Here is a 22,204-nt window from a genome sequence, read left to right as displayed (position 1 = left end):
TCGGCGCTTTCGGCCCCGGCTCCTTCCGAAAGCAACAACAGGTAGATCAATGACACAGAGACAGGAGCACACGATGTTCAAGGATCGCATTCGTTCCCCCGAATTGGAAGGCAAAGTCATGACCGCTCAGGAGGCAGTCGCCTTCTTCAAAGACGGGATGAATGTTGGGATGAGCGGTTTTACCCGAGCAGGGGACTGTAAGGTTATGCCTCGAGCCTTGGCCGAACGTGCCCAGACCGAGCAGTTAAAACTGAACGTGGTAACTGGCGCGTCGCTAGGTAATGATAGCGACGGCATGATGGCAGAAGCTGGTGTGTTGGCCCGCCGCTCGCCATTCCAGGTGGACTCCGTGCTGCGCCGTCATATCAATGAGGGCAAAGTTCTTTTTACCGATCAGCACCTGTCTTTGACCGTTGAGCACATGCGCTCGGGCAACCTGCCCGCTATCGATATTGCAGTCATTGAAGCCGTAGCCATCACCGAAACCGGCGCTATTGTGCCGACGACTTCGGTAGGCAACTCGGCTAGTTTCGCTCAGCAAGCCAAACAGATCATCGTTGAGCTGAATCTGAGCATGCCGGTGGAAATGGAAGGCTTGCACGATATTTATGTGCCTGAGGCCCGCCCTAATCGCCAGCCTATTGAATTGACGGATGTGGACCAGCGTATTGGCACCACCGCCATTCAGGTTGATCCTTCCCGTATCGTGGGTATTGTGGTGACCGATGCTTTGGACAGCCCCTCCAGCGTGCTGCCTCCTGATGAAGAAACCCAGGCGATTGCCGGTCACATTATCGAGTTCCTGAAAGGCGAAGTGGATGCTGGCCGTATGAGCCAGTCCTTGCTGCCTTTGCAGGTAGGTATCGGGACGATCGCCAATGCCGTGACTTATGGCCTGCTGGATTCACCCTTTACCGACCTGAAGATGTATTCGGAAGTCTTGCAGGACAGCGCGATTGCCATGTTGGACTCCGGTCAGTTGAGCTTTGCTTCGGCTTCGTCCTTGACCTTGTCTGCCCCCAAAATGGCAAAATTCCTGGAAGGTCTGGATAGCTACCGTGACAAGCTGGTACTGCGTCCGCAGGAAATCAGTAATCACCCAGAGTTGGTACGTCGACTGGGCATTATTGCGATCAACACGGCGCTGGAGTTTGATATTTACGGCAATGTGAACTCCACCCACGTCTGTGGCACCCACATGATGAATGGCATTGGTGGTTCCGGTGATTTCGCCCGTAACGCCCACCTGTCTATTTTTGTCAGCAAGTCTGTCGCCAAAGACGGTGCGATCTCCAGTGTGGTGCCTATGGCATCGCATGTAGATCACTGTGAGCATGATGTGGCTGTGCTGGTTTCCGAGTGGGGTTTGGCTGATTTGCGTGGTCTGGCACCGCGCGAACGGGCACGCGTCATTATCGAAAAATGTGCTCACCCCGACTACCGTCCTGCCTTGCTGGACTATGTTGAGCGCGCCAGCGAACGTGGCGGCCATACGCCCCACATCCTGGAAGAAGCCTTGTCCTGGCATGTTCGTTTTCAGCAACAAGGCACCATGAAACAGGAGCAGTTCCAGACCCAGGAACTTGCCACTGCGTAGTCCATCAGGTCTGGTAATGCGCAGCCGAGTCAGTCCGGCAGCGTAGACCTTACAAACTGACCTGATCGCCCCTGGCATCCCACCCGTGCCAGGGGCATTTTTTTAGCGCTAAAATCGCACATTCTGCTGCGTTTAGCGAGGCCGACGTGCTCGAACAAATCGGTATTATCAATTTCTGGGCTTTTGTGGTGGGCACGGTGTTTATTGTGCTGCTGCCCGGACCTAATTCTTTATATGTACTGGCCAGTGGCGCAGGGCACGGCGTGCGCGAGGGTTACAAAGCCGCTCTGGGCGTAGTGGTAGGCGACGGCATTTTGATGACGCTAACTGCTCTGGGCGCCGCATCGCTGCTCAAGACTTTGCCTATGTTGTATATGGGCATACGCTGGCTGGGCGCGGCCTATCTCTTGTACTTGGGCGTGCGGCTGTTACAGTCGGCCTTCAGACAAGGTGGCCCGGTGCAGTCCGTGGACACGCGTTTGCGTCACGAAACGCGCTTTCGCAAAGCCTTGTTCCTTAGTTTGTTGAACCCCAAGGCCATCTTGTTTTTCCTGTCCTTTTTCGTACAGTTCGTCGATCCGTCGGCAGGCCACACGGGGCTGGCGTTCATGCTTCTGGGCCTGGTGGTGGAGGTGATCAGCATTTGCTATTTGTCTTTGCTGATCTTTGGCGGCGATCGTCTGGCAGGGATTTTCCGGCGTCATCAACGTCTGTCCCGGATGGGCAATGGTTCGGTAGGCTTGCTGTTTATGGGCTTTGCTGCCCGTATGATCAGCGACTAAGCGGGCCGCTTCAGGGCGCAGCAGTTCTGACAGCACTTATTTATCAGTTTTAAGGAAAACACCATGAGTAGCAAAATCCGTGTCGGTATTGCAGGTTACGGCAATTTAGGGCGAGGCGTAGAGCTGGCCCTGGCACAAAACCCGGACATGGAACTGGTCAGCGTTTTTACTCGTCGTGACCCTGCTTCCCTGCGTCTGCAAAGTGCAGGTGTGCCTGTGCGCTCCCTGGATCAGATTGAACAGTACCGCAATGATATTGACGTGTTGATTCTCTGTGGTGGCTCTAAAAATGACCTGCCCGAGCAAGGCCCGGCCTTGGCGCGCTGGTTTACCACCGTCGACAGCTTTGACACCCACGCCCGCATCCCTGAATACCATGCAGCGGTCGATGCAGCCGCTCAGGGTGCTGGTACCACGGCCCTGATCGCGGTAGGTTGGGACCCAGGCTTGTTCTCGCTGAACCGCTTGTATGGCGAATGCGTGTTGCCGGTCGGCCAAACGTACACCTTCTGGGGCAAGGGCCTGAGCCAAGGTCATTCGGATGCGATCCGTCGTGTGGCTGGCGTGGCCGGTGGTGTGCAATACACCTTGCCTATCGAAGCGGCAGTACAGCGCGTGCGTAATGGCGAGCAGCCAGAACTGAGCACCCGCGAAAAACACAAGCGTCAGTGCTTCGTCGTGCTGGAGCAGGGCGCAGATGCGGACACGGTGCGTGACGCTATTGTGACCATGCCTGATTACTTCGCAGACTACGACACCGAAGTGAACTTCATTGACGCCGAAACCCTGGCCCGCGATCACGCCGCTATGCCACACGGTGGTTTTGTGATCCGTAGCGGTCAGTCGGGTTCAGGCTCGCAGCAGGTCGTGGAGTACGCGCTGAATCTGGGTAGCAATCCAGAGTTCACCTCCAGCGTGCTGGTGGCCTACGCCCGTGCCGCTTACCGCATGAATCAGCAAGGGCAAATCGGTGCTCAAACGGTGTTGGATGTGGCCCCAGGCCTGCTCTCGCCCAAGTCGCCTGCGCAGTTGCGTAAAGAGCTGCTGTAAGTCTTGGTTGGACGTAGAAGTCTGGCTCAGCTTGCCTGAGCCAGACCGCTTGCCCCTCTTGTTGATGGGCAAATGATTCAGCACGGCAATAAAGGGTAAAATAGCGCTCATTTCCCATTATTTTGAGTGTTCTTATGCGTTTGTTGATCGCATTACTGCTGCCTTGGTTGGGTTTCTTCACCATTGGTCGGCCTGTGGCAGGCATTATCTGCCTGATTTTGCAGTTGACCGTCATTGGGTGGATACCTGCTGCAATCTGGGCGGTCTATTCCCTTAGCCAATACAAGACCGACAAGAAAATCGAGCAAGCCCTGGGCAAGCGTTAAGCCCAAGGTTTTTCTTCCCTATTTGTACGTCTGAGCAGGCCTTGTTGCGCTTGCTCAGGCGTTTTATATTTTTTGCTGATACAGCCATGACCCTATCGTCTCCCGTGGGCCATTCTTCTGAGTCCGGTGAGCAAACGGTATCCGTAGACCCCAAGGCTGTGCCACGCCTGGAACTTCGCCATATCACCAAAGCCTATCCGGCAGTGGTGGCGAATGACAATATCTCTCTGTCTATCCTGCCCGGCCAGATTCACGCCGTGTTGGGCGAGAATGGCGCGGGCAAGTCCACCCTGATGAAAATCATCTACGGTGTGGTCAAGCCGGATCAAGGCCAGATTCTGTGGGACGGCCAACCGGTACAGATCAGCAGCCCCGCTGCAGCCCGGCAACTGGGCATTGGCATGGTGTTCCAGCATTTTTCCCTGTTTGACACTTTAACTGTCACGGAAAATATCGCCCTGGGTCTGCCAGCCTCCACCAATATGCAAGAGCTGGCCGGGCGCATCAGCGAGACTGCCAGTCAATATGGTTTGGACCTGGACCCGCAACGCCATATTCACACCTTGTCTGTGGGTGAGTGCCAGCGGGTAGAGATTGTGCGTGCTTTGCTGGGTAAACCCAAGCTGCTGATCTTGGACGAGCCTACTTCGGTGCTCACTCCCCAGGCGGTACGCCGCCTGTTTGGTACCTTGCGCCAGTTGGCCGCTGAAGGCTGCAGCATTGTCTACATCAGCCACAAGCTCGATGAAATTCGTGAGCTGTGCAATGCCTGTACCGTTATGCGCATGGGCAAGGTCACGGGCTATTGTGATCCTCGTCAGGAAACGACGGCCAGTTTGTCTCGCCTGATGATTGGGGCTGAGCCCCAGACCTTGGGGGAACGCAGTGCGCAGCAAGGTGGGACACTGCTGCAGGTACGCAATCTGCAGTTAAGAAAATCTCATCCTTTTGCCTGCGAATTGCAGGATGTCAGCTTTGATCTGCACCAGGGCGAGATTTTGGGTGTGGCCGGTATTTCCGGTAACGGTCAGCAAGAGTTGCTGGCTGCTTTGTCGGGTGAAGACACGCGGGCCCAGTCTGAAAGCATTTTGCTGGATGGCCAGCCCATTGCCCAGCGTGATGCCGCTTGGCGACGCGATCAAGGCATGGGTTTTGTACCCGAAGAACGTTTGGGCCGTGGTGCTGTTCCTGAGTTGTCTCTAGCGCAAAACCTGCTGCTGTCCCATCAGAACCACGAGACTGTGCGGCGCGGCTTTCTGCGTTTTCCCACCATACGCCGTTTGGCGGGCGGGATTATCAAGCGCTTCCGCGTCAAAACAGCCAGTGAGCAGGCCCCGGCTAACAGCCTGTCGGGTGGCAACCTGCAAAAGTACATTATTGGGCGTGAAGTTACCCGTCAGCCGCGCATTCTGGTGATTGCCCAACCTACTTGGGGCGTTGATGTCGGTGCCGCCGCCCAGATTCACGCTGAACTGCTGGCCTTGCGGGATGCAGGCTGCGCCTTGCTGGTTATCTCCGAAGAACTGGATGAATTGTTTGCGATTGCCGATCGCCTGATTGTTATCTCCAAAGGTCGTATGTCTCCCTCTATTCCCGTGGCGCAAGCCAGTGTTGATCAGATTGGGCAATGGATGAGCGGTTTGTGGACGGAGGATGAGCATGTTCAGGCTTGAGACTCGCGCCGCGCCCTCTACCTTGATGGCCTGGTGTTCCCCTTTACTGGCTGTTTTGCTCACTATGGCGGTCGCCGGGACTTTGTTCTGGTCTTTGGGGAAAAACCCTCTGGCTGGCCTGAATGTGTTTTTCCTGGAGCCTCTGCGTGACCTGAACGGTTGGGCCGAGGTGGGCGTCAAATTGATTCCCTTGCTGCTGATTTCGGTAGGCCTGGCGATCTGCTTTCGAGCCAATATTTTTAATATCGGGGCGGAAGGGCAGTTGGTGATGGGAGCTTTGGCCGCCGGTGCCTTTATTTTGCAAGTAGACGATGGCGATAACGGCGGGTTCTTCCTGATCGCAATGGCCTTGGCTTGCGGAATGTTGGGCGGTATGTTCTGGGCCGGGATAGTGGCTTTTCTGAAAGACCGCTTTAACGCCAACGAGATTCTGGTATCCCTGATGCTGGTCTATGTGGCCCAGCATTTACTCAGCTATCTGGTTCACGGCGCTTTGCGTGATCCCGACGGTTTTGGCTTTCCACAGTCCAGTCTGTTCTCCGATGGCTTTTTGCTGCCTGCTATTTTGCCCGGCACTCGCTTGCATAGCGGGATTATTCTGGCCGTGATTGCGGCAGTGGCAGCCTGGTTGTTTCTGACACGCAGCATGGCGGGTTTCCGTTTGCGTGTGGGTGGCATGGCACCCCTGGCCGCACGTTATGCGGGTTTTTCGTCCCGTAAGGCGCTGTGGAGCTCTTTGCTGATTTCGGGAGCCCTGGCGGGTTTGGCGGGCGCGGCTGAAGTCATGGGCCCGGTTGGACAACTGACACCTTCTATTTCTCCCGGCTATGGCTTTGCCGCCATTATTGTGGCCTTTGTGGGGCGACTACACCCGCTGGGACTGATTTTTTCCTCTTTTGTGATGTCCTTGCTTTATATCGGTGGGGAACTGGCCCAAAGTCGTTTGGGTCTGCCCAACGCGATCACGGGTATTTTTCAGGGCATCTTGTTGTTTTCCTTGTTGGCTTGTGACGTGTTCATCACCAAGCGTTTGGTCTGGAGAAAGTAATGGACGCGATTGCACCTTTGCTGGCCGCAACCATCAACGCAGGTACCCCTTTACTCTTGGCGGCGTTGGGTTTGCTGATCAATGAGAAGTCGGGCGTCATCAATCTGGGCTCGGAAGGCATGATGCTGATGGCGGCCATCGTGGGCTTTGCCGTTGCCGTGCAAACCGGCAGCCCCGCTTTGGGCTTTGTGCTGGGCGCAGTCGTTGGCATGGTCATGGCGGCCGCCTTTGCCTGGCTGACGGTTTGGCTGGGAGCCAATCAGGTCGCCTGCGGTTTGGCCTTATCCTTATTCGGGGTAGGGGCCTCGGCCTATATTGGTTTGCCGTTTACCGGTAATTCCTTGGTCGTGACCAAGCTGTCCATTCCTGTGCTAAAAGATATTCCCCTGATCGGGCCGGCTTTCTTCCAGCAGCATTACATGGTCTATGTGTCCTGGGTTCTGTGCTTCGCCGTGGCCTGGTTCCTGGCGCGCACACGCTCCGGTCTGGTACTGCGGGCAGTGGGTGAATCGCCTGCCTCGGCCCACTCACTGGGTTACAACGTGCGCTATATCCGTTTGGGTGCCTTGATGTTTGGGGGCGCTTGCTGCGGATTGGCCGGAGCCTTCATCTGTCTGGTCTACACGCCCATGTGGGTAGAGAACATGGTCTCCGGGCGTGGCTGGATTGCCCTGGCGCTGACCACCTTTGCAACATGGCGCCCTTGGCGTGTAATGCTGGGCGCGTATCTGTTTGGTGGGGTCACGATTCTGACCTATCATGCGCAGGCTCTGGGTGTGCCGGTGGCCTCCCAATTGCTGGCCATGATGCCGTATCTGGCCACCATTATTGTGCTGGTTTTAATTTCCCGAAACGCTAACTGGATCAGGTTGAATATGCCTGCATCGCTTGGCAAAAACTTCAATCCCAACAACTAGAGGACTGACATGACTGGAAACTTTATGCGCAAGGCCCTGATGGCCGCTGCCATCGCTTCCCCCCTGGCCGCCTTGCCTGTGTCCGCTCAGGCAAACGATCAAGAACCCCTGAAAATCGGTTTTGTGTATGTCAGCCCCATCGGTGAAGCCGGTTGGACTTGGCAGCAAGATATCGGCCGTCTTGAAATGGAAGAGGCCCTGAAAGGTCGTGTGGTCACTCAGTACGTGGAAAACGTGCCTGAAGGTGCTGATGCTGAGCGCGTGATCCGCGATTTGGCCCAACAAGGTAATAAGCTGATTTTCACTACCTCGTTTGGCTATATGAACCAGACGCAGAAAGTGGCCAAGCAGTTTCCGGACGTGAAGTTCGTGCACTCCACCGGTTACAAAACAGCGCCTAACGTGGCTACTACTAACGCCCGTTTCTACGAGTCCCGTTACCTGGCTGGCGTGCTGGCTGGCAAAATGACCAAATCCAATGTGGTTGGCTATGTCGGTGCTCACCCCATTCCAGAAGTGCTGCAAGGTATTAACGCCTTCGCCATTGGTTTGAAGAGCGTGAACCCTGAAGCCCAGGTGCGCGTAGTTTGGGCCAACAGCTGGTACGACCCAGGTAAAGAGCGTGATGCTGCTGTGACCTTGCTGGGTCAGGGCGCGGACGTGGTGACTCACCACACCGACTCCACCGCAACTGTGCAAGCAGCAGAAGAAGCAGGCAAGTACGCGATTGCTTACCACTCCGACATGAGTAAGTTTGGTCGCAAGGCTCAATTGGCTGCCGTGACTCACCATTGGGGTGATTACTTCACCCGCAAAGCCACCGAAGTTCTGGATGGTAAGTGGCAGAATGACAGCACCTGGGGTGGCCTGAAGTCTGGTATGGCTGCTTTGGAAGGCTTCGGCCCTGAAGTGCCTGCTGACGTGAAAGAGTTCGTTCTGGCCAAACAGGCCGAGATCGTCGCTGGCACCTTGCAGCCTTTTGCCGCTCCTATTAAGGACAACGATGGCAAGGTTCGCCTGGAATCGGGTTTCCTGGATGATGATGCCTTGAACCGCATGGACTACTACGTTGAAGGCGTGGCCAGCAAGCTGCCCAAACAGTAATTTGCCCCGCAGTCTGTAGATAAACAAAGCCCCTTGCCGGAGAGTCCGACAAGGGGCTTTGTTATGTGTGACCGCTATGGCTTTTCAGACTGTAGGCCAGAGCTGTCTGGGTATCTGCTCTGGGGCCGGTGGGTAATCAGCTGAACACCGCGGGGCCGGCCTAAATACTAGGCTGTTTGAGCTGGGCGCTTGCGGCCCAAACGCGTTGATGCCCGCATCCAGCGTAGAGTCATCAGCACGGCAACCACGGATAAACCGGTCACCAGACCAATCCAGATCCCTGTGCCTCCCATATTGAACTGGAAGGCCAATAGAGAGCCCGTAGGAACGCCTAGCACCCAGTAGCCTAGCAAGGCCAACAACATGGGTATGCGCGTGTCATGCAGGCCGCGTAGCATCCCCGCAGCCACGGCTTGGGCACCATCACTGATCTGGAACAGAGCAGCCAGGGCCAGGAAGGTAATTGCCAGCTGGATGACCGCCTGGTTTTCCGGCACATCCAGATCCAGAAACAGGCCAATCAGGGTCAGAGGTGCAAACCAGAACACCAGGGCAGCCAGACCCATGAAGCCGACTCCCAAGACGTAGGAGATCCAGCCAGCCCGACGGGCGCCCAAAGGATCCACCCGGCCTGCAGCCAGCCCCACGCGGATGGTGGCGACTTGGCTGAAACCCAAAGGAATCATGTAGGACACCGAGCAGATCTGCATGGCAATGGCATGAGCCGCCAGATCAGACTGACCCAGCACGCCCATCATCATGATGGCAGCGTAAAAGACCAGAGTTTCCAACGTGAAGGTAATGGCAATAGGAATGCCCAGCGCCCACATTTTCCACAGACGCTTCAAGCTCCATTGCCAGGAATCGTTGAATAGGTAATAGCGTCTGAAACGGGGATCATTCAGCACCACCCAGCTTAATCCGGCAAACATGAAAATGCTGGATAGCGTAGTAGCCAGACCGGCACCTGCCAGCCCCATCTCGGGCATGCCTAGATTGCCGAACACGAACAACCAGCCCAGCAAGGCATTGATAACAATGGCGGCAAGGGCAATGGCTAAGGTCCATCCGGGCTTTTCCATGGCCGCTAAAAAAGACCGCAGCACGATATAGCCCAGGTAGGGCAATAAAGCCCATTGCAGGGTGTGCATATAGCTCACGGAGCGTGCGGCAATGATTGGGTCTTGGCCCATCAGCAGTAAGATGTGTTCGGCATTCCACAGCACAATCCAGGCGGGCAGGGTAATCAGCAGAGCGGTCAGAAAACCGTGACGGATAATTTGTTGCGACTCGCGTACATTGCGCAGCCGTCGCCCCAAGGTAGTCGCCAGCATGGGAACAACAGCCGAGACCAGACCCATGCTGAAAATCATGAAGGCTTGATAGAGGCTGGCTGATAAGGAGCCGGCGGCCAGCTCATCGGGGCCAAGACGGCCCATATAAATCAGATTGGTTGCCAGGAGGCTGACCTGAGCCAGATTGGTCAGGATCAAAGGCCCGCCCAAGCGCAAGGAGGATTGCAACTCCGCCAGCCAGAGTTGGCTCGGGCCGGTGGATGTGGACTTTGAAAACATGGCTTATTTAGCGCGAGGCAGGGACCAGGTACTGATAACTTGAGCCACTGCCGGGCCACCATTGGCCGGTTCCAGCAGGACATCGCCCGCGCAGGTGCGGCCGGTTTTGTGAATTCGAGCGTGGGCCAGGATGTCGCCGGGAGGGGCCTTGCGTAGGAAATTGATCGTCAGGCTGGAGGTGACCGCATCCGGGTTGCCGGTTGCACCCACGACAGCGGCATACAGGGCCAGATCAGCCAGACCCATCAGCATAGGGCCTGCCACCATGCCACCCATGCGTTGGTGAGCATTGCGCTCGGGCAGTCGTAAACAGGCGTTGTCGTGCCCGATATGCACCACATCAATACCCAGTACGGCGGCAAAGGGATGCAGACGTTCGAGTAGGTCACGAAACTCGACAATATCGATTTTGGGTTCGGGTGTAGAGAGTGTGCTGGTCATGACGTCGCCATAAAAGAAGGCCGTTGTAAGAAAGGCATACTGGCTGGTACTGTATCAGATCGTCCCGCCTATCGGGGTAGTTCGGTACCCGGCTGTTCAGGGCTGGATCAATTCCAAACGATCAAAAAGAAGCGAGGAGCATCATGAAACGCAGTGCAATTCTTGTTGCCTTGGGCTTACTGCTATCAAGCAGCGCCGTCGTGGCCCATAGTCATGGTCATCAGCCCGAACAGGTGCGCGCCTTAAGCACGCAGGTTCATGCCGACCGATGCTGGGTGCGCATGCTTCCCGAGCCTACGCCTTCGGCCGCTTATGTCGAGTTGGAAAACCAGGGTGAACAGAGTGTGGCCGTGGTCGGGGCCAGTTCCTTATCCTATGGGCACGTGATGCTGCACCAGACTAGCGAGAGCGATGGTATGGCGCGTATGTCGCATGCGTCGGAAATAGAGATTCCGGCTGGCGGAAATTTGAGCCTCAAGCCTGGGGCTTATCACGTCATGCTGGGACAGGCGAAAGAAGATCTGGCTCTAGGAGAGCGCATTATCTTGAGTCTGCATTTGTCCGACAATACCCAGGTTCAGGCCGAGTGCGAGTTACGCCCCGCCAAGACCCAGGCTTATTGATTGTGCGGAATTCATGTGTATAGAAGATTGGCCGCCTGGTGCGGCCATCTTTACGTGGACGATCAGGCTTGCAAGGCGTCCAGAACGGCTTGGTTGAACGCCTTGGGGTTGGCTAGGTTCATGCCATGGGCAGCCAGCGGGATACGGTGCAATTGGTCCTCGCGCCGGTGCTGGCGGATGATGTCCATGCAGTGCTGGTAGCGCGTCGGGCTGTGCTCGCCAGTAATGAAGCTTAAAGGGGCATCCAGCTGTTTAAGCCATTCCAATGCCGGGCCTTGATTGGGCTCTTGCTGCTGATCCAGCATGGTGTGGGCATTGTCTTGAATCATTTCGCGAAACCATCGCGTCATCTGCTTCCAGGTTCCAGAACCATTGACCGTATCTACGAACAAGGCCATCGCACCGTCCCGGTCGCCTTGCTCCAGCCGTTGGGCCACTTGCTGGAATAAAGGGGCATAGGAGTAGGCGCCAGGAGTGGGAAAGCCAGGGTCGGCCAAAGTCAGGCTGGCCACGCGCTCTGGCATGCTCTGCGCCAGCAGCAGGGCGACGTGACCGCCGCGAGAGTGGCCCACGATATGGACTTTCTCGTCCGGAATGTGCTGATCCAGTAGAGCTTCTAAATCTTGGGCATGCTGCGCGGTGCTGAACAGGCCAGGGCTGGGCGCGCCGGGCCAGTAGGAACGCAGGCTGGGGGCCAGCACTCGATAGTTGGTGGCGAAAGCGGGGATCTGCCAGCGCCAGTATCGCCAGTCACACAAGGACCCGTGGATCAGCAAAACAGGGGTGCCCTGGCCTTGATCGACAAAAGTGTGGCGATAGCCTTGTGCGTTCAGTTCAAACGTGGGGAAGTCAGCAAACGGGTTGTTCATGGCAAGCAATAAGAGTCAGCTAGGTCTGACGCCTGAAAAAAACAGACCGGGTCTGAACCCGGTCCGTATGGCTTTGATGACTGCTTGTTTATTCCAGCAGTTTCAAGCGGCTGCGTGCCGTCTCGGCCGCTTCCGCTTGTGGGTAGTCTTTAACAATGCGCTGCAAGGTGGTTTTGGCACCGCTCAGATCGTTCAGTTCGATCTGGCTGGAGGCTGTGACCATCAGGGCATCGGCGGCGCGTGGGCTTTGCGGCGAGGCTTTCACAAAAGCCTGCAGTTTCTGGATAGAGGCCTTGAAGTTCTTGACGGCGTACAGGCTGCTACCTTCGTAAAAGCGCACCTCGTCAGCCAGAACGCTGGAGGGGTAGGCGGCTAAAAAGCCCGCAAAGGCATCGGCAGCAGGCTTGTATTGGCCGGCACGATAGGCATCCATGGCGCTATCAAAGACCGCTTGTTCTTGTGGGTCTGCTGCGTGGGGACTTTGTTGTCCGGCAGCAGCATTATTCTGCTGCCCTTGGCCACTGGCTTGCCAGCTCAGTTTTTCAACCTGACCGCGAAGCGATACGACTTCGGAGCGCAGGGTGTCAATCTGGTCAGCCAATTGCAGGCGAGCCTGGGTATTTTGCTCGTTCATCTGCCGAATCTGTTGCCGCAGCTCCAAAATGGCGCGTCGTGCCTCGTCATCGGCAAAGGCCTTGGCTGGCAGGCTGGCAAACAAAGCGGCGGCAGCCAGCATGGCAACGGTCGCGAGGCGAAAAGGCTTTTTGTAAACGTGCATAGTGAAGTCCGTTAAAAAATGTGCATCTGCAATGCGCAGGCTCATCACCTGCCGGGTTCCCCTCTGTTGGGGGCTGTGATCTGAGGGCTTTGCACCAGCCTGGCAAGCCCGCTGTCCAGCATAACGAATTTTCAGTGGATCGGGCATGCTGCCAATAAAAAACGCCGCGGCGTTAACAACCGCCACGGCGTTGGAACCACTTGGTCGATGCAGAAATTATCGTTGGTAAACGATATCTGCGCGACGGTTTTCAGCGTAATCAGCTTCGGTGTTACCCAAAGCTTTTGGACGCTCTTTACCAAAGCTCACAGCTTCGATCTGGCTGTTGCTCACGCCCAGCAGACCCAGCATACGTGCAACAGCATCGGAACGACGCTGACCCAGAGCCAAGTTGTACTCAGCACCGCCACGCTCGTCGGTATTACCTTCGATGCGCACGGTTTGCTGAGGGTGGCCGCTCAGGTAAGAAGCATGCATTTCTACCAAGCTACGGTATTGGTCGTTAACCGAGTAGCTGTCGTAGTCAAAGAACACCGAGCGTTGTTGCGCCAGGGGGCTTTGAGGGTTGAACGGGTCCATGATCTGACCTGAGCTAGCAGAGTCCGATCCAGTACCGCCGGTTGAACCGGAGCCTGATTGATCCAGAGGAACCGAGCTGCAAGCAGCAAGGGCAGCAGCCATAACGGCAAGGGTAAGACTTTTAAGAATGCGCGAGCTCATTTGAATTCCTTTTGAAAAAGAGTCACACAGGATGTCAGTTGGTAAATGGTCCCCAGGTGGGTTCGCGTACTTTGCCATTCAAAGACGAGAGGGTCTGACGAACGCGACCGTCCACCGATGTGACAGCTAGGACACTGCGGCCCCCCTGAACAGAACTATATAAGATCTGCATCCCATTAGGGGCGAAACTCGGAGACTGATCGTCGGGACCTGTCGTCAGCAGTTGCTCTGCTCCTGATGCCATATCTTGAATGGCAATTCGGAAAGCACCGTTTCTACGTGTGACGTATACAAGCCTAGTACCGTCCGCAGAGACCTCCGGTGAAATATTGTAACTCCCGTTGAAGGTAATGCGCTGTGCATCGTCACCACCCAGGCTCACTTTGTAAATATTAGGAGCACCACCACGATCGCTCACAAATACAAGGGAGTTGCCATCGGGCATAAAACTGGGTTCAGTATCAATCAAGGGCGAACGCATCACGCGACGCAATCCGGATCCGTCCGTATTTAGCGTGTAAATCTGCGAAATACCGTCCCTGGAGAGCACAACAGCGACCTGATTGCCGTTTGGAGCCCATGCAGGGCTACTGTTATTACCCTTGAAATTGGCCAAGGGTTCACGGTGACCAGAGGCCAAGGTTTGCACATATACAACAGGTTTGTCGTTTTCAAAGCTCACATAAGCCAGCTTTTTACCGTCTGGTGACCAGGCTGGAGAGATGATTGAGTGTCTAGAACGCAACATTACCTGCGGATTTTGCCCGTCGGCGTCAGCAATTTGTAACTCGTAGTTGTTGCCTGTTTGCAACACGTAGGCCAGACGAGTGGAGAAAACGCCTCTCACGCCCGTAATTTTTTCATAAATCCGGTCTGCAATCTGGTGGGAAATGCGGCGTAATTCCTTTTCACTGCCCGCAAAAGCCACGCCATCAAGCTGAGTTTGACGGACCGAATCCACCAGACGATAGCTGATGGAGTACTGCCCGCCTGCCTGGGAGACGGAGCCGTAGGCCAGATAGTCGGCACCCCGGTTACGCCAATCGCTGTAAGCAATCGTGCTTTCTGCGTTCAGACCTGCTCCGGTGGCATTGATCAATTGGAATTGTCCCGAACGGGTCAAGTCAGCGCGGATAACTTCAGCCAGGGACTGGCTGGCTGGATTGTCAGCAAAATCGGCGATCGCGATGGGGTACTGAGTAGCACCCACACCTGATATATCGACCCGCAGTTGGGCCTGGGCCGGTTGGCTGGCGAACATGCCGGCGGCCAGGGCAAACGCTCCGGTGGCCGTGGCGCGCCAATGACGACCTAAGGTCGCCAGGGCTAAGGTAGCGGCAGTCATTATGCAATCTCCTGATTAATCGAACATACGGTACTCGCCATCAATATACGATGGGTAGTTCCCGCTAGGCGGTTTGGGGAAAGGGCTGCAACGGGCAAGGCCCTTGGATACGGCATCATCGAACTGGGCAATGCCGGACGATCGTTTGATCTGGACCCGATTGGGTGTGCCATCGGCATTCAGGTCCACGCGGTACTGGAGCGCCGGGTTGCCGCGCACCTCAGAGCGGGGCGGGGTGCTGTAGACCACACCAGGCTGCACGCAAGCGCGCACCTTGGCGGCGTAGCCACCATCACCACCACCGCCACCAGCCTGGTTGCGGTCTGCAGTACCACCAGGACGACCTGGGGCACCTTCGCGCATGGCACGGCGGAAGGCTTCTTCCTTGGCCTTGCGGTCGGCATCGGCCTTGGCTTTGGCAGCGGCATCGGCACGGGCTTTGCGTTCAGCGTCTGCTTTGGCTTTCGCCTCGGCATCAGCCTTGGCTTTAGCGTCCGCATCGGCTTTGGCTTTACGTTCTGCATCAGCCTTCGCTTTGGCGTCAGCCTCTGCTTTGGCCTTACGATCTGCTTCTGCCTTGGCTTTAGCGTCGGCTTCTGCCTTGTCCTTGCGCTCTTGTTCCTGCTTTTCTTTCAGTTCGCGCTCGCGCTGCTCAGCGGCCAGTTTGTCCTGACGCTGCTTGTCTTGGCGCTCTTTCTCCAGCTTTTCCTCACGCTCTTTTTTCTCGCGGTCTTTGCGGGCCTGTTCTAAAGCGATCTCGGGATCGACTTCAGGTTCGGCAGGAGGCGTGACTTTGGCAGGTTCTGGGGGAGGCTTGGGAGCGGGCGGTGGTTCAGGTGCAGGCTCGGGCTTGGGTTCTGGCTCTGCGACGGGTTCCGGTTCGGGCTGTGGTTCCGGTTCGGCCTCGGGGGCTTCGGGGTCGGCATTGACGGCCGCATCGGGCGCCACGCCATCCATCCACAATTCGACCTGTACCGCATTGGGTGTTTTGGGCGCAGAAAAAAGGGCTCCAGCCACAATGGCGAGCAGCAACAGCCCGTGCAGACCCAGGGCGACGAGCAAGCCGCGCTGATCTTCCTTTTTCTCAGGCGAGCGCTGCGCCTGATTGCGGGTATTGCGTGTTCTGTGCTTCATTCAGTTCAGGTTTTTCGCGCCGGATGGCGAGCACGCTATCCGGCCAGAGTTTATTTGCGAGCGTCGGGGTCGCTATTGCGATCGACGATCAGACCCAGGCGGTTAATGCCATTGGAGCGCAGTTCATCCATCAAGCCCATGACGGTCTCGTAGGGAACTTTGCCATCGGCGGCGATCACAACCGGGCTGTCAGCCTGCATGCGCGAGCGCACTTCGTTGATCAACGTGGACTTTTCGATGTTCATGAACTCGGAGCCCGCATCGCGCAAGCGAATGGCCAGCTTGCCGTCCTTGTCGACCTGGATTTCCACCGGTTTGGCAGGCACTTCGGAGGCTTGGCCTACCGAAGGTAGTTCCACCAGACCGGGGGTAATCATGGGCGCGGTGACCATAAAGATCACCAGCAGCACCAGCATTACGTCGATATAAGGGACAACGTTGATTTCGTTTTTCATGCGCCGGCCATGACGGCCGGTGCTTCCACGCATCGATGGCATCAGTTCACCTGCCGCTGCAAGATGTTCAGAAATTCGTCGATAAAGCTGTCAAAGCGGATCGAAACACGATCCAGCTCGTTGGTGAAGCGGTTGTAGGCAACCACAGCAGGAATGGCGGCAAACAGACCGATGGCCGTCGCAATCAGGGCTTCGGCAATACCGGGAGCCACCGAGGCCAAGGTCGCTTGCTGCATACCGGACAGGCCGATAAAAGCGTGCATGATCCCCCAGACCGTACCCAACAAGCCAATGTAGGGACTGACCGAACCGGCTGAGGCCAGAAAGTTCAGGTGGGTTTCCAAGGTGTCCATTTCGCGTTGAAAGCTGGCACGCATGGCACGGCGTGGGCCGTCCAGCAGGGCAGGGCCCGAGGTTTGGCTGCGACGCGCCTTGATGAACTCGGTCATGCCGGATTCAAAAATGCGGGCCAGAGCACCGTGTTCGGCCCGACGCGAGGAAATGGATTGCTGAAGCACGGCCAGATCACCACCCGCCCAGAAATCGTCCTCAAAGCGGCGGGTTTGCTCCAGCGTGCGTTTAAGTGCAGCCCTTTTACTGAAAATATAGGCCCACGAGAGAACCGAGATTCCCAGCAGAATCAGCATTACAAGCTGAACGGGAATACTGGCATCGAGAAGTAGCGAAATCAGCGACAGGTCGCTAGTAGCTTGCATGGTCAGTCCTGAACCTTTTCCAAGAGGGTACGTAAATCAGAGTCCAGCTTGCTTGGACGCAGCGTGTTGGCGTCAACGCAAACAATTTGGATAGTGCTTTGGCATAACAGTTCCCCACCTCGCAGGGCACCTTGTTCGAAATGGATGGTAGCCGAACCCAGTTGGGTAATGCGGCTGCGCACCGAGATCAAATCATCGAGCCGGGCAGGTTTGAGATATTGTATTTCAACCTTCTTGACTACGAACAGGCGTTGATTCTGCTCCGCCACATCCGATTGGTTTACGCCCAAGTTCCTGAGCCATTCTGTGCGCGCACGCTCAAAGAACTTCAGGTAGTTGGCGTAATATACGATCCCCCCGGCGTCGGTGTCCTCGTAATATACGCGAATATCAAGCCGAGCCTGGGTGTCCCACTTGTCATTAAGCATGTCGTTCGTAAAAGAGTTTATGTTGACGGGCAGGGCATGGCCTACGGCCAGCCCTGCTGCTAGTCCTTACAGCGTCGCCAAACGCTCCACACTGACCTGAGCAATCTGCTCCACAGGCACGTTGGTGCTGCTGGCATCGCGTCGGGCCTGCATCTCGACCACGCCTTCTTTCAGGCCGCGATCACCAATGGTAATGCGCAGTGGCACACCAATCAGCTCCCAGTCGGCAAACATAATGCCGGGGCGGGCATCGCGGTCATCCAGGATGACATCCACGCCTTGCTCTTTGAGCTGAGTGTACAGATCGGTAGCCGTCTGACGCACCGCCTCGCTCTTGGTAAAGCCAATCGGGCAGATTACCACTTCAAACGGGGCCAGGGCGCGTGGCCAGATCATGCCGCGTTCATCGTGGTTCTGCTCGATAGCTGCAGCCGCAATACGGCTTACGCCAATGCCATAACACCCCATTTGCATGACAGCAGGTTTACCATCAGTTTCCAAAAAGGTTGCGTTCAGCTTCTTGGAGTAGGTGTCGCCCAGGAAGAAGACGTGGCCCACTTCAATGCCGCGCTGGATAGCCAACTGGCCGCCTTCGGGGGCTGGGTCGCCATGCACCACGTTACGCAGGTCGGCTGTGATGGGTTCGGGCAGGTCGCGGCCCCAGTTCACGCCAGTGTGATGGAAGCCTTCCTCGTTGGCGCCGCAGACAAAGTCGCTCATATTGGCCACGGTCAGATCAGCAATGACCTGGACAGGCTGGCGGGTGCCGATGGGGCCCAGGTAGCCAGGCTTACAGCCAAAGGTGGCGACAATTTCTTCTTCGCTTGCCAGGCGGTGGCCTTTTTCAAAGCCAGCCAGTTTGGATACCTTGATGTCGTTGACTTCATGGTCGCCACGCACCAGCAGCAGGTATACAGTGGTTTTGGTCTGCTCGTTTTCTTCAAGGTCAGTCGCCAGCACCACGGATTTGACGGTGTCAGTCAGAGCCAGACCCAGTTGCTGGGCAACCAGTTCGCACTTGGGCGCGTCAGGTGTTGCCGTCTTGACCAGGGCTTCAGTCGGCGCAGCGCGCTCGGCCAGCAGGCAAGGCGCGGGAGCTAGCTCGATATTGGCGGCGTATTCGGTGTCGGGGTTGTAAACCAGCAAGTCTTCGCCGGTATCGGCAATGACCTGGAATTCATGGCTGCGAGTACCACCGATGGAGCCAGTGTCAGCGGCTACCGCGCGAAAGTTCAGGCCCAGACGGCTGAAAATGCGCATATAGGCATCGAACATGTTGTCGTAGCTGGCTTGGGCGTCTTCGGCGTTGCGGTCAAAGGAATAAGCATCCTTCATCGTGAACTCACGACCGCGCATCAAGCCAAAGCGGGGGCGACGCTCGTCACGGAACTTGGTTTGAATGTGATAGAAGTTGATGGGTAACTGGCGCCAGCTATGGATTTCGTTGCGGGCAATGTCCGTGATCACTTCTTCGGACGTAGGCTGCAAAACGAAATCGCGCTGGTGGCGGTCCTTGATTCGGAGCAGTTCATCGCCATACTTTTCCCAACGACCCGACTCTACCCAAAGCTCGGCAGGCTGGACCACAGGCATCAGCAATTCGATGGCGCCGGAGCGGTCCATTTCCTGGCGGATGATGTTTTCAATCTTGCGCAGCACGCGCAGGCCCATAGGCATATAAGTGTAGATACCGCCCGCCGCTTTACGGATCATGCCGGCGCGCGTCATGAGCTGGTGGCTGGCAACTTCGGCCTCGGTGGGCGCTTCTTTCAGGGTATTAATGTGATACTGGCTAGCATGCATGGTAGGGAACTCGTCAGGTACGTATAATCAGATCTAATTGTATTGAATTCGTTAGAGGTGGCCTATGTTAGATCGTGAAGGCTACCGTCCTAATGTCGGAATTATCCTCGTTAATCGCAAGAACGAGGTTTTTTGGGGCAAGCGTATTCGGGAACATGCCTGGCAGTTCCCGCAAGGCGGTATTAAATACGGTGAAACACCCGTACAAGCGATGTACCGCGAACTGCATGAAGAAGTGGGCTTGCTGCCTGAGCATATCCGTATATTAGGCCGGACGCGAGATTGGCTTCGCTACAACGTGCCCAATCATTTTGTACGTCGGGAGGCGCGTGGCCATTACAAGGGTCAGAAACAAATCTGGTTCTTGTTGCGGCTGGTAGGGCGAGACAGCGATGTCTGCCTGCGTTCCTCCACGACGCCGGAGTTTGATGCATGGCGTTGGAGTCAATATTGGGTGCCACTTGATTCAGTTATTGAGTTCAAGCGGGAAGTCTATCAGCAAGCGCTGAACGAGCTGTCGGATATTTTGTTCCGGCGGCGTCAGGAGAATCGTTATTTACGTCAGCGCCTTCAAAGCGCAGTTGATGCCGATACCTTAGATAGCAGGGATCATGCGCATATTATTGGTTGAAGACGAGCGGGAAATGGCCGCATGGCTGGAGCGGGCCTTGGCGCAAAGTGGTTTTTTGCCCGATCCCGCTCACGATGCCCGCTCGGCAGAAGTGTTATTGGCGGCCCACGAGTACGATGCGGTCGTGATGGATTTGCGCCTGCCTGATAAACACGGGCTGGTGCTATTGCGCGAGATGCGCGAACGCGGTGATCACACGCCGGTGCTGATTCTGACCGCGCAAGGTGCTCTGCAGGACCGCGTTCGCGGCCTGAATCTAGGTGCTGATGATTTTCTGACCAAACCCTTTGCTCTGGAAGAACTGGAAGCTCGTCTGGCGGCTTTAGTGCGGCGCAGCCGTGGGCGCGTCACGCCAGTAGTCAGCTGTGGCTCGCTGGAATACAACCCGGAAAGTCGGGCTTTCCTGCTGGATAGCGCCATTGTGCACTTGACCCCGCGTGAACATGCGGCCTTGCTGGTTCTGATCAGTCGTTCAGGCATGCCCGTAGAAAAGACTCAGCTGTTCGCTCGCGTGTTTGAACACGATAGCGATGCCAGCCCGGATGCCATCGAGGTCGTCTTGCACCGTTTACGCAAGAAACTGGCCAATAGCGATGTGCATATCGTGACGGTACGCGGTCTGGGCTATATGTTGGAAGTGCTTGAGGCGGAATCCGGCGTCGCATGACAGCACCATCCCCACCCCCCGCCACGGTCTGGCAAGGCAGTTTGCGCTTTTGGCTGCTGGTATTACTGATACCGGGTGTGGTGGCCCTGCTGTTGTACGACAGCTGGGAAGATTATCTGGCCATGAACTCCGTCACGGAAAATGTCTACGACAGTGCCTTGCTGGAACCGGCCAAGGTGCTAGAGACCAGTGTGGAGTTCAATACTGATGGCAGCTTGCGTATTGACCCACCTTTTTATGCCCAGGTCATGCTGGAGTCCAGGCCAGGCAATCGCAAGTATTTCCGAGTAGAAGAAGTCACTCCTTTGGTGCGCAACCTGGGCGGGGCCGATGCCAAGCAATTAAAAGGTCGCACTTTGTTGGGAATGGAGGGTCTGCCACGTCCTTCCAATCTGGCGGATCACGAAGGCGTGCCGGTTTTCTATGACTCCTACTTTCGCAATGACACCGTGCGCATGGTGGCCTTGTGGCGCGACCTGCACTACAAAGGCCAACATAGGCAAGTGCTGGTAATGGTGGGTGAAAGTATGGATTTGCGCCTGCGTACCCAGCAGGAAGCCTGGCGCGAAGGTATTTTCCGCAATTTGCGCATGCTGCTGTTTGCCGTGCTGTTGGTGTGGTTTGCCGTTGCCTGGGCTTTGCGTCCTTTGCAGGCCCTGCGTCAGGAAGTGCGTAATCGCAGTGTGGAAGATTTGCAGCCCTTGGACGAGCGTGACGTACCACGCGAAGTCGTGCCTTTGGTACGTTCGGTCAATCACCATATAGAACTGTACCGTTCGGTGCTGGACAGGCAGGCTCAGTTTCTGGCCGATGCCTCGCATCAGCTGCGTACACCGCTGGCCATTATTCATACCCAAGCCCAATACGCCCGCCGCGAACCGGATATTGAACGTGTCCGGGAATCCTTGGGGGCGATTATCAAGCAACTGGGGCAGGCTACCCGCCTGACTGAACAGTTGCTGGCTTTGGCCCACGCCAGTCACACCACCAGCATGAGCCAGGGGCAGATTGACCTGGCCAGCCTGGGGCGCGAGGTGGTGCTGCAATATTTACCCTTGGCGCGTGAACACCGTCAGGACCTGGGCTGGATCGGGCCGGGCGAAGAAGGCGAGCAAGCTCCCTTGTGGGTCTATGCCAGCGACGCCGAAATTCATGAGTCCGTGTCCAACCTGATTCATAACGCGATCAACCATGCCGGTAGCGGCAGTGCGATTACGGTCTCTGCGGGACATGACGACAAGCTGGCCTGGATCAGCGTCACTGATAACGGTATGGGTCTGGCGGCCAGTTTGCGTGAAAGCGTGTTTGTACGTTTTGATCGCGGTGGCCCGGCACGTAAAGGCGGGCGGGGTTCCGGCTCCGGCTTGGGCTTGGCCATTGCACTGGCATATGCCGAGCGCAATGGCGGCACTATTGTGCTGACCGATGGCGAGCCCAACGATATGGGCGGTTATGGCTTGAAAGCCACCTTGCGCTTGCCGCTGTTGGCACCTGAATCACCCAATCCAAGCCCCAGTATCTAA

Annotated in this window: 23 protein-coding genes; 12 read left to right on the top strand and 11 right to left on the bottom strand. The window is 56.4% G+C overall.

Annotation, left to right across the window (positions count from 1 at the left end):
- The first annotated feature begins 73 nt into the window (after nt 1-73).
- The 8 genes from scpC (at nt 74) to IE156_RS09460 (ending at nt 8,497) form a co-directional block, all read left to right on the top strand.
- Nucleotides 74-1,597 carry a succinyl-CoA:acetate CoA-transferase ScpC gene (gene scpC / locus IE156_RS09495; RefSeq protein WP_189392303.1) on the top strand — a complete coding sequence of 508 codons (1,524 nt, stop codon included), beginning with the start codon at nt 74-76 and terminating at the stop codon, nt 1,595-1,597.
- Nucleotides 1,598-1,743: 146 nt separating this feature from the next.
- Nucleotides 1,744-2,379, top strand: coding sequence for a leucine efflux protein LeuE (leuE, locus tag IE156_RS09490; protein ID WP_189392302.1), 636 nt, complete (start codon nt 1,744-1,746; stop codon nt 2,377-2,379).
- Between the two features lie 63 nt (nt 2,380-2,442).
- Complete coding sequence (locus IE156_RS09485; RefSeq protein ID WP_189392301.1) at nt 2,443-3,429, top strand: diaminopimelate dehydrogenase; 987 nt, start codon at nt 2,443-2,445, stop codon at nt 3,427-3,429.
- A 134-nt stretch (nt 3,430-3,563) separates the two neighbouring features.
- On the top strand, nt 3,564-3,755 hold the full coding sequence (locus IE156_RS09480) for a YqaE/Pmp3 family membrane protein (RefSeq protein ID WP_153230896.1): 192 nt from the start codon (nt 3,564-3,566) through the stop codon (nt 3,753-3,755).
- 86 nt (nt 3,756-3,841) lie between these two features.
- A complete protein-coding gene (locus IE156_RS09475) occupies nt 3,842-5,428 on the top strand; it encodes an ABC transporter ATP-binding protein (protein ID WP_229841187.1) in 1,587 nt (528 codons plus the stop codon).
- Complete coding sequence (locus IE156_RS09470) at nt 5,415-6,476, top strand: ABC transporter permease (protein ID WP_189392300.1); 1,062 nt, start codon at nt 5,415-5,417, stop codon at nt 6,474-6,476. Before IE156_RS09475 ends, IE156_RS09470 begins: the two co-directional genes overlap by 14 nt.
- Nucleotides 6,476-7,393, top strand: a complete 918-nt coding sequence (locus tag IE156_RS09465) for an ABC transporter permease (RefSeq protein WP_189392299.1) — start codon at nt 6,476-6,478, stop codon at nt 7,391-7,393. Before IE156_RS09470 ends, IE156_RS09465 begins: the two co-directional genes overlap by 1 nt.
- A 24-nt stretch (nt 7,394-7,417) precedes the next feature.
- Nucleotides 7,418-8,497, top strand: a complete 1,080-nt coding sequence (locus IE156_RS09460; RefSeq protein ID WP_189392902.1) for a BMP family ABC transporter substrate-binding protein — start codon at nt 7,418-7,420, stop codon at nt 8,495-8,497.
- A 167-nt stretch (nt 8,498-8,664) separates the two neighbouring features.
- On the opposite strand, the gene IE156_RS09455 is transcribed toward IE156_RS09460, so the two are convergent.
- Entirely contained in the window at nt 8,665-10,071 is a 1,407-nt protein-coding gene (locus tag IE156_RS09455; RefSeq protein WP_189392298.1) for an MATE family efflux transporter, read from the bottom strand.
- A gap of 3 nt (nt 10,072-10,074) precedes the next feature.
- On the bottom strand, nt 10,075-10,512 hold the full coding sequence (locus tag IE156_RS09450; RefSeq protein WP_189392297.1) for a PaaI family thioesterase: 438 nt from the start codon (nt 10,510-10,512) through the stop codon (nt 10,075-10,077).
- A gap of 143 nt (nt 10,513-10,655) precedes the next feature.
- Between IE156_RS09450 and IE156_RS09445 the strand changes: the two genes are divergently transcribed.
- Complete coding sequence (locus tag IE156_RS09445; RefSeq protein WP_189392296.1) at nt 10,656-11,135, top strand: copper chaperone PCu(A)C; 480 nt, start codon at nt 10,656-10,658, stop codon at nt 11,133-11,135.
- Between the two features lie 62 nt (nt 11,136-11,197).
- Here IE156_RS09445 and IE156_RS09440 read toward each other — a convergent pair whose 3' ends face one another.
- From IE156_RS09440 to IE156_RS09400, 9 genes are all read right to left on the bottom strand, one after another.
- The gene (locus IE156_RS09440) at nt 11,198-12,004 is read right to left on the bottom strand and encodes an alpha/beta fold hydrolase (RefSeq protein ID WP_189392295.1); all 807 of its coding nucleotides are present in this window, start codon (nt 12,002-12,004) and stop codon (nt 11,198-11,200) included.
- 88 nt (nt 12,005-12,092) lie between these two features.
- A complete protein-coding gene (gene ybgF / locus IE156_RS09435) occupies nt 12,093-12,782 on the bottom strand; it encodes a tol-pal system protein YbgF (RefSeq protein WP_189392294.1) in 690 nt (229 codons plus the stop codon).
- A gap of 216 nt (nt 12,783-12,998) precedes the next feature.
- On the bottom strand, nt 12,999-13,502 hold the full coding sequence (gene pal / locus IE156_RS09430; protein ID WP_189392293.1) for a peptidoglycan-associated lipoprotein Pal: 504 nt from the start codon (nt 13,500-13,502) through the stop codon (nt 12,999-13,001).
- A 34-nt stretch (nt 13,503-13,536) separates the two neighbouring features.
- Nucleotides 13,537-14,763 carry a Tol-Pal system beta propeller repeat protein TolB gene (gene tolB / locus IE156_RS09425; RefSeq protein WP_229841267.1) on the bottom strand — a complete coding sequence of 409 codons (1,227 nt, stop codon included), beginning with the start codon at nt 14,761-14,763 and terminating at the stop codon, nt 13,537-13,539.
- A gap of 99 nt (nt 14,764-14,862) precedes the next feature.
- Entirely contained in the window at nt 14,863-15,981 is a 1,119-nt protein-coding gene (tolA, locus tag IE156_RS09420) for a cell envelope integrity protein TolA (RefSeq protein WP_189392291.1), read from the bottom strand.
- Nucleotides 15,982-16,031: 50 nt separating this feature from the next.
- Nucleotides 16,032-16,478: a protein TolR gene (tolR, locus tag IE156_RS09415; RefSeq protein ID WP_189392290.1), complete on the bottom strand. Its 447-nt coding sequence runs from the start codon at nt 16,476-16,478 to the stop codon at nt 16,032-16,034.
- Nucleotides 16,478-17,152: a protein TolQ gene (gene tolQ, locus IE156_RS09410; protein WP_189392289.1), complete on the bottom strand. Its 675-nt coding sequence runs from the start codon at nt 17,150-17,152 to the stop codon at nt 16,478-16,480. The genes tolR and tolQ overlap by 1 nt, the downstream gene beginning before the upstream one ends.
- 2 nt (nt 17,153-17,154) lie before the next feature.
- Entirely contained in the window at nt 17,155-17,580 is a 426-nt protein-coding gene (gene ybgC / locus IE156_RS09405; RefSeq protein WP_003805592.1) for a tol-pal system-associated acyl-CoA thioesterase, read from the bottom strand.
- Nucleotides 17,581-17,646: 66 nt separating this feature from the next.
- Nucleotides 17,647-19,383, bottom strand: a complete 1,737-nt coding sequence (locus IE156_RS09400; RefSeq protein ID WP_189392288.1) for a proline--tRNA ligase — start codon at nt 19,381-19,383, stop codon at nt 17,647-17,649.
- Nucleotides 19,384-19,447: 64 nt separating this feature from the next.
- Between IE156_RS09400 and IE156_RS09395 the strand changes: the two genes are divergently transcribed.
- Genes IE156_RS09395 through IE156_RS09385 form a run of 3 tightly spaced genes read left to right on the top strand, consistent with a single transcriptional unit; the run spans nt 19,448 to nt 22,204 of the window.
- Nucleotides 19,448-20,014 (top strand): RNA pyrophosphohydrolase, encoded by a 567-nt coding sequence (locus tag IE156_RS09395; protein ID WP_189392287.1) that lies wholly within the window; start codon nt 19,448-19,450, stop codon nt 20,012-20,014.
- Nucleotides 19,995-20,681, top strand: coding sequence for a response regulator (locus tag IE156_RS09390; RefSeq protein ID WP_189392286.1), 687 nt, complete (start codon nt 19,995-19,997; stop codon nt 20,679-20,681). Before IE156_RS09395 ends, IE156_RS09390 begins: the two co-directional genes overlap by 20 nt.
- On the top strand, nt 20,678-22,204 hold the full coding sequence (locus IE156_RS09385) for a sensor histidine kinase (protein WP_189392285.1): 1,527 nt from the start codon (nt 20,678-20,680) through the stop codon (nt 22,202-22,204). Before IE156_RS09390 ends, IE156_RS09385 begins: the two co-directional genes overlap by 4 nt.

Origin of the sequence: Alcaligenes pakistanensis (genome assembly GCF_014652815.1) — a bacterium.
GTDB classification, from domain to species: domain Bacteria; phylum Pseudomonadota; class Gammaproteobacteria; order Burkholderiales; family Burkholderiaceae_B; genus Alcaligenes; species Alcaligenes pakistanensis.
Note: the sequence above shows the minus strand (reverse complement) of the source record. Positions and strands in the feature narration are given on the sequence as shown.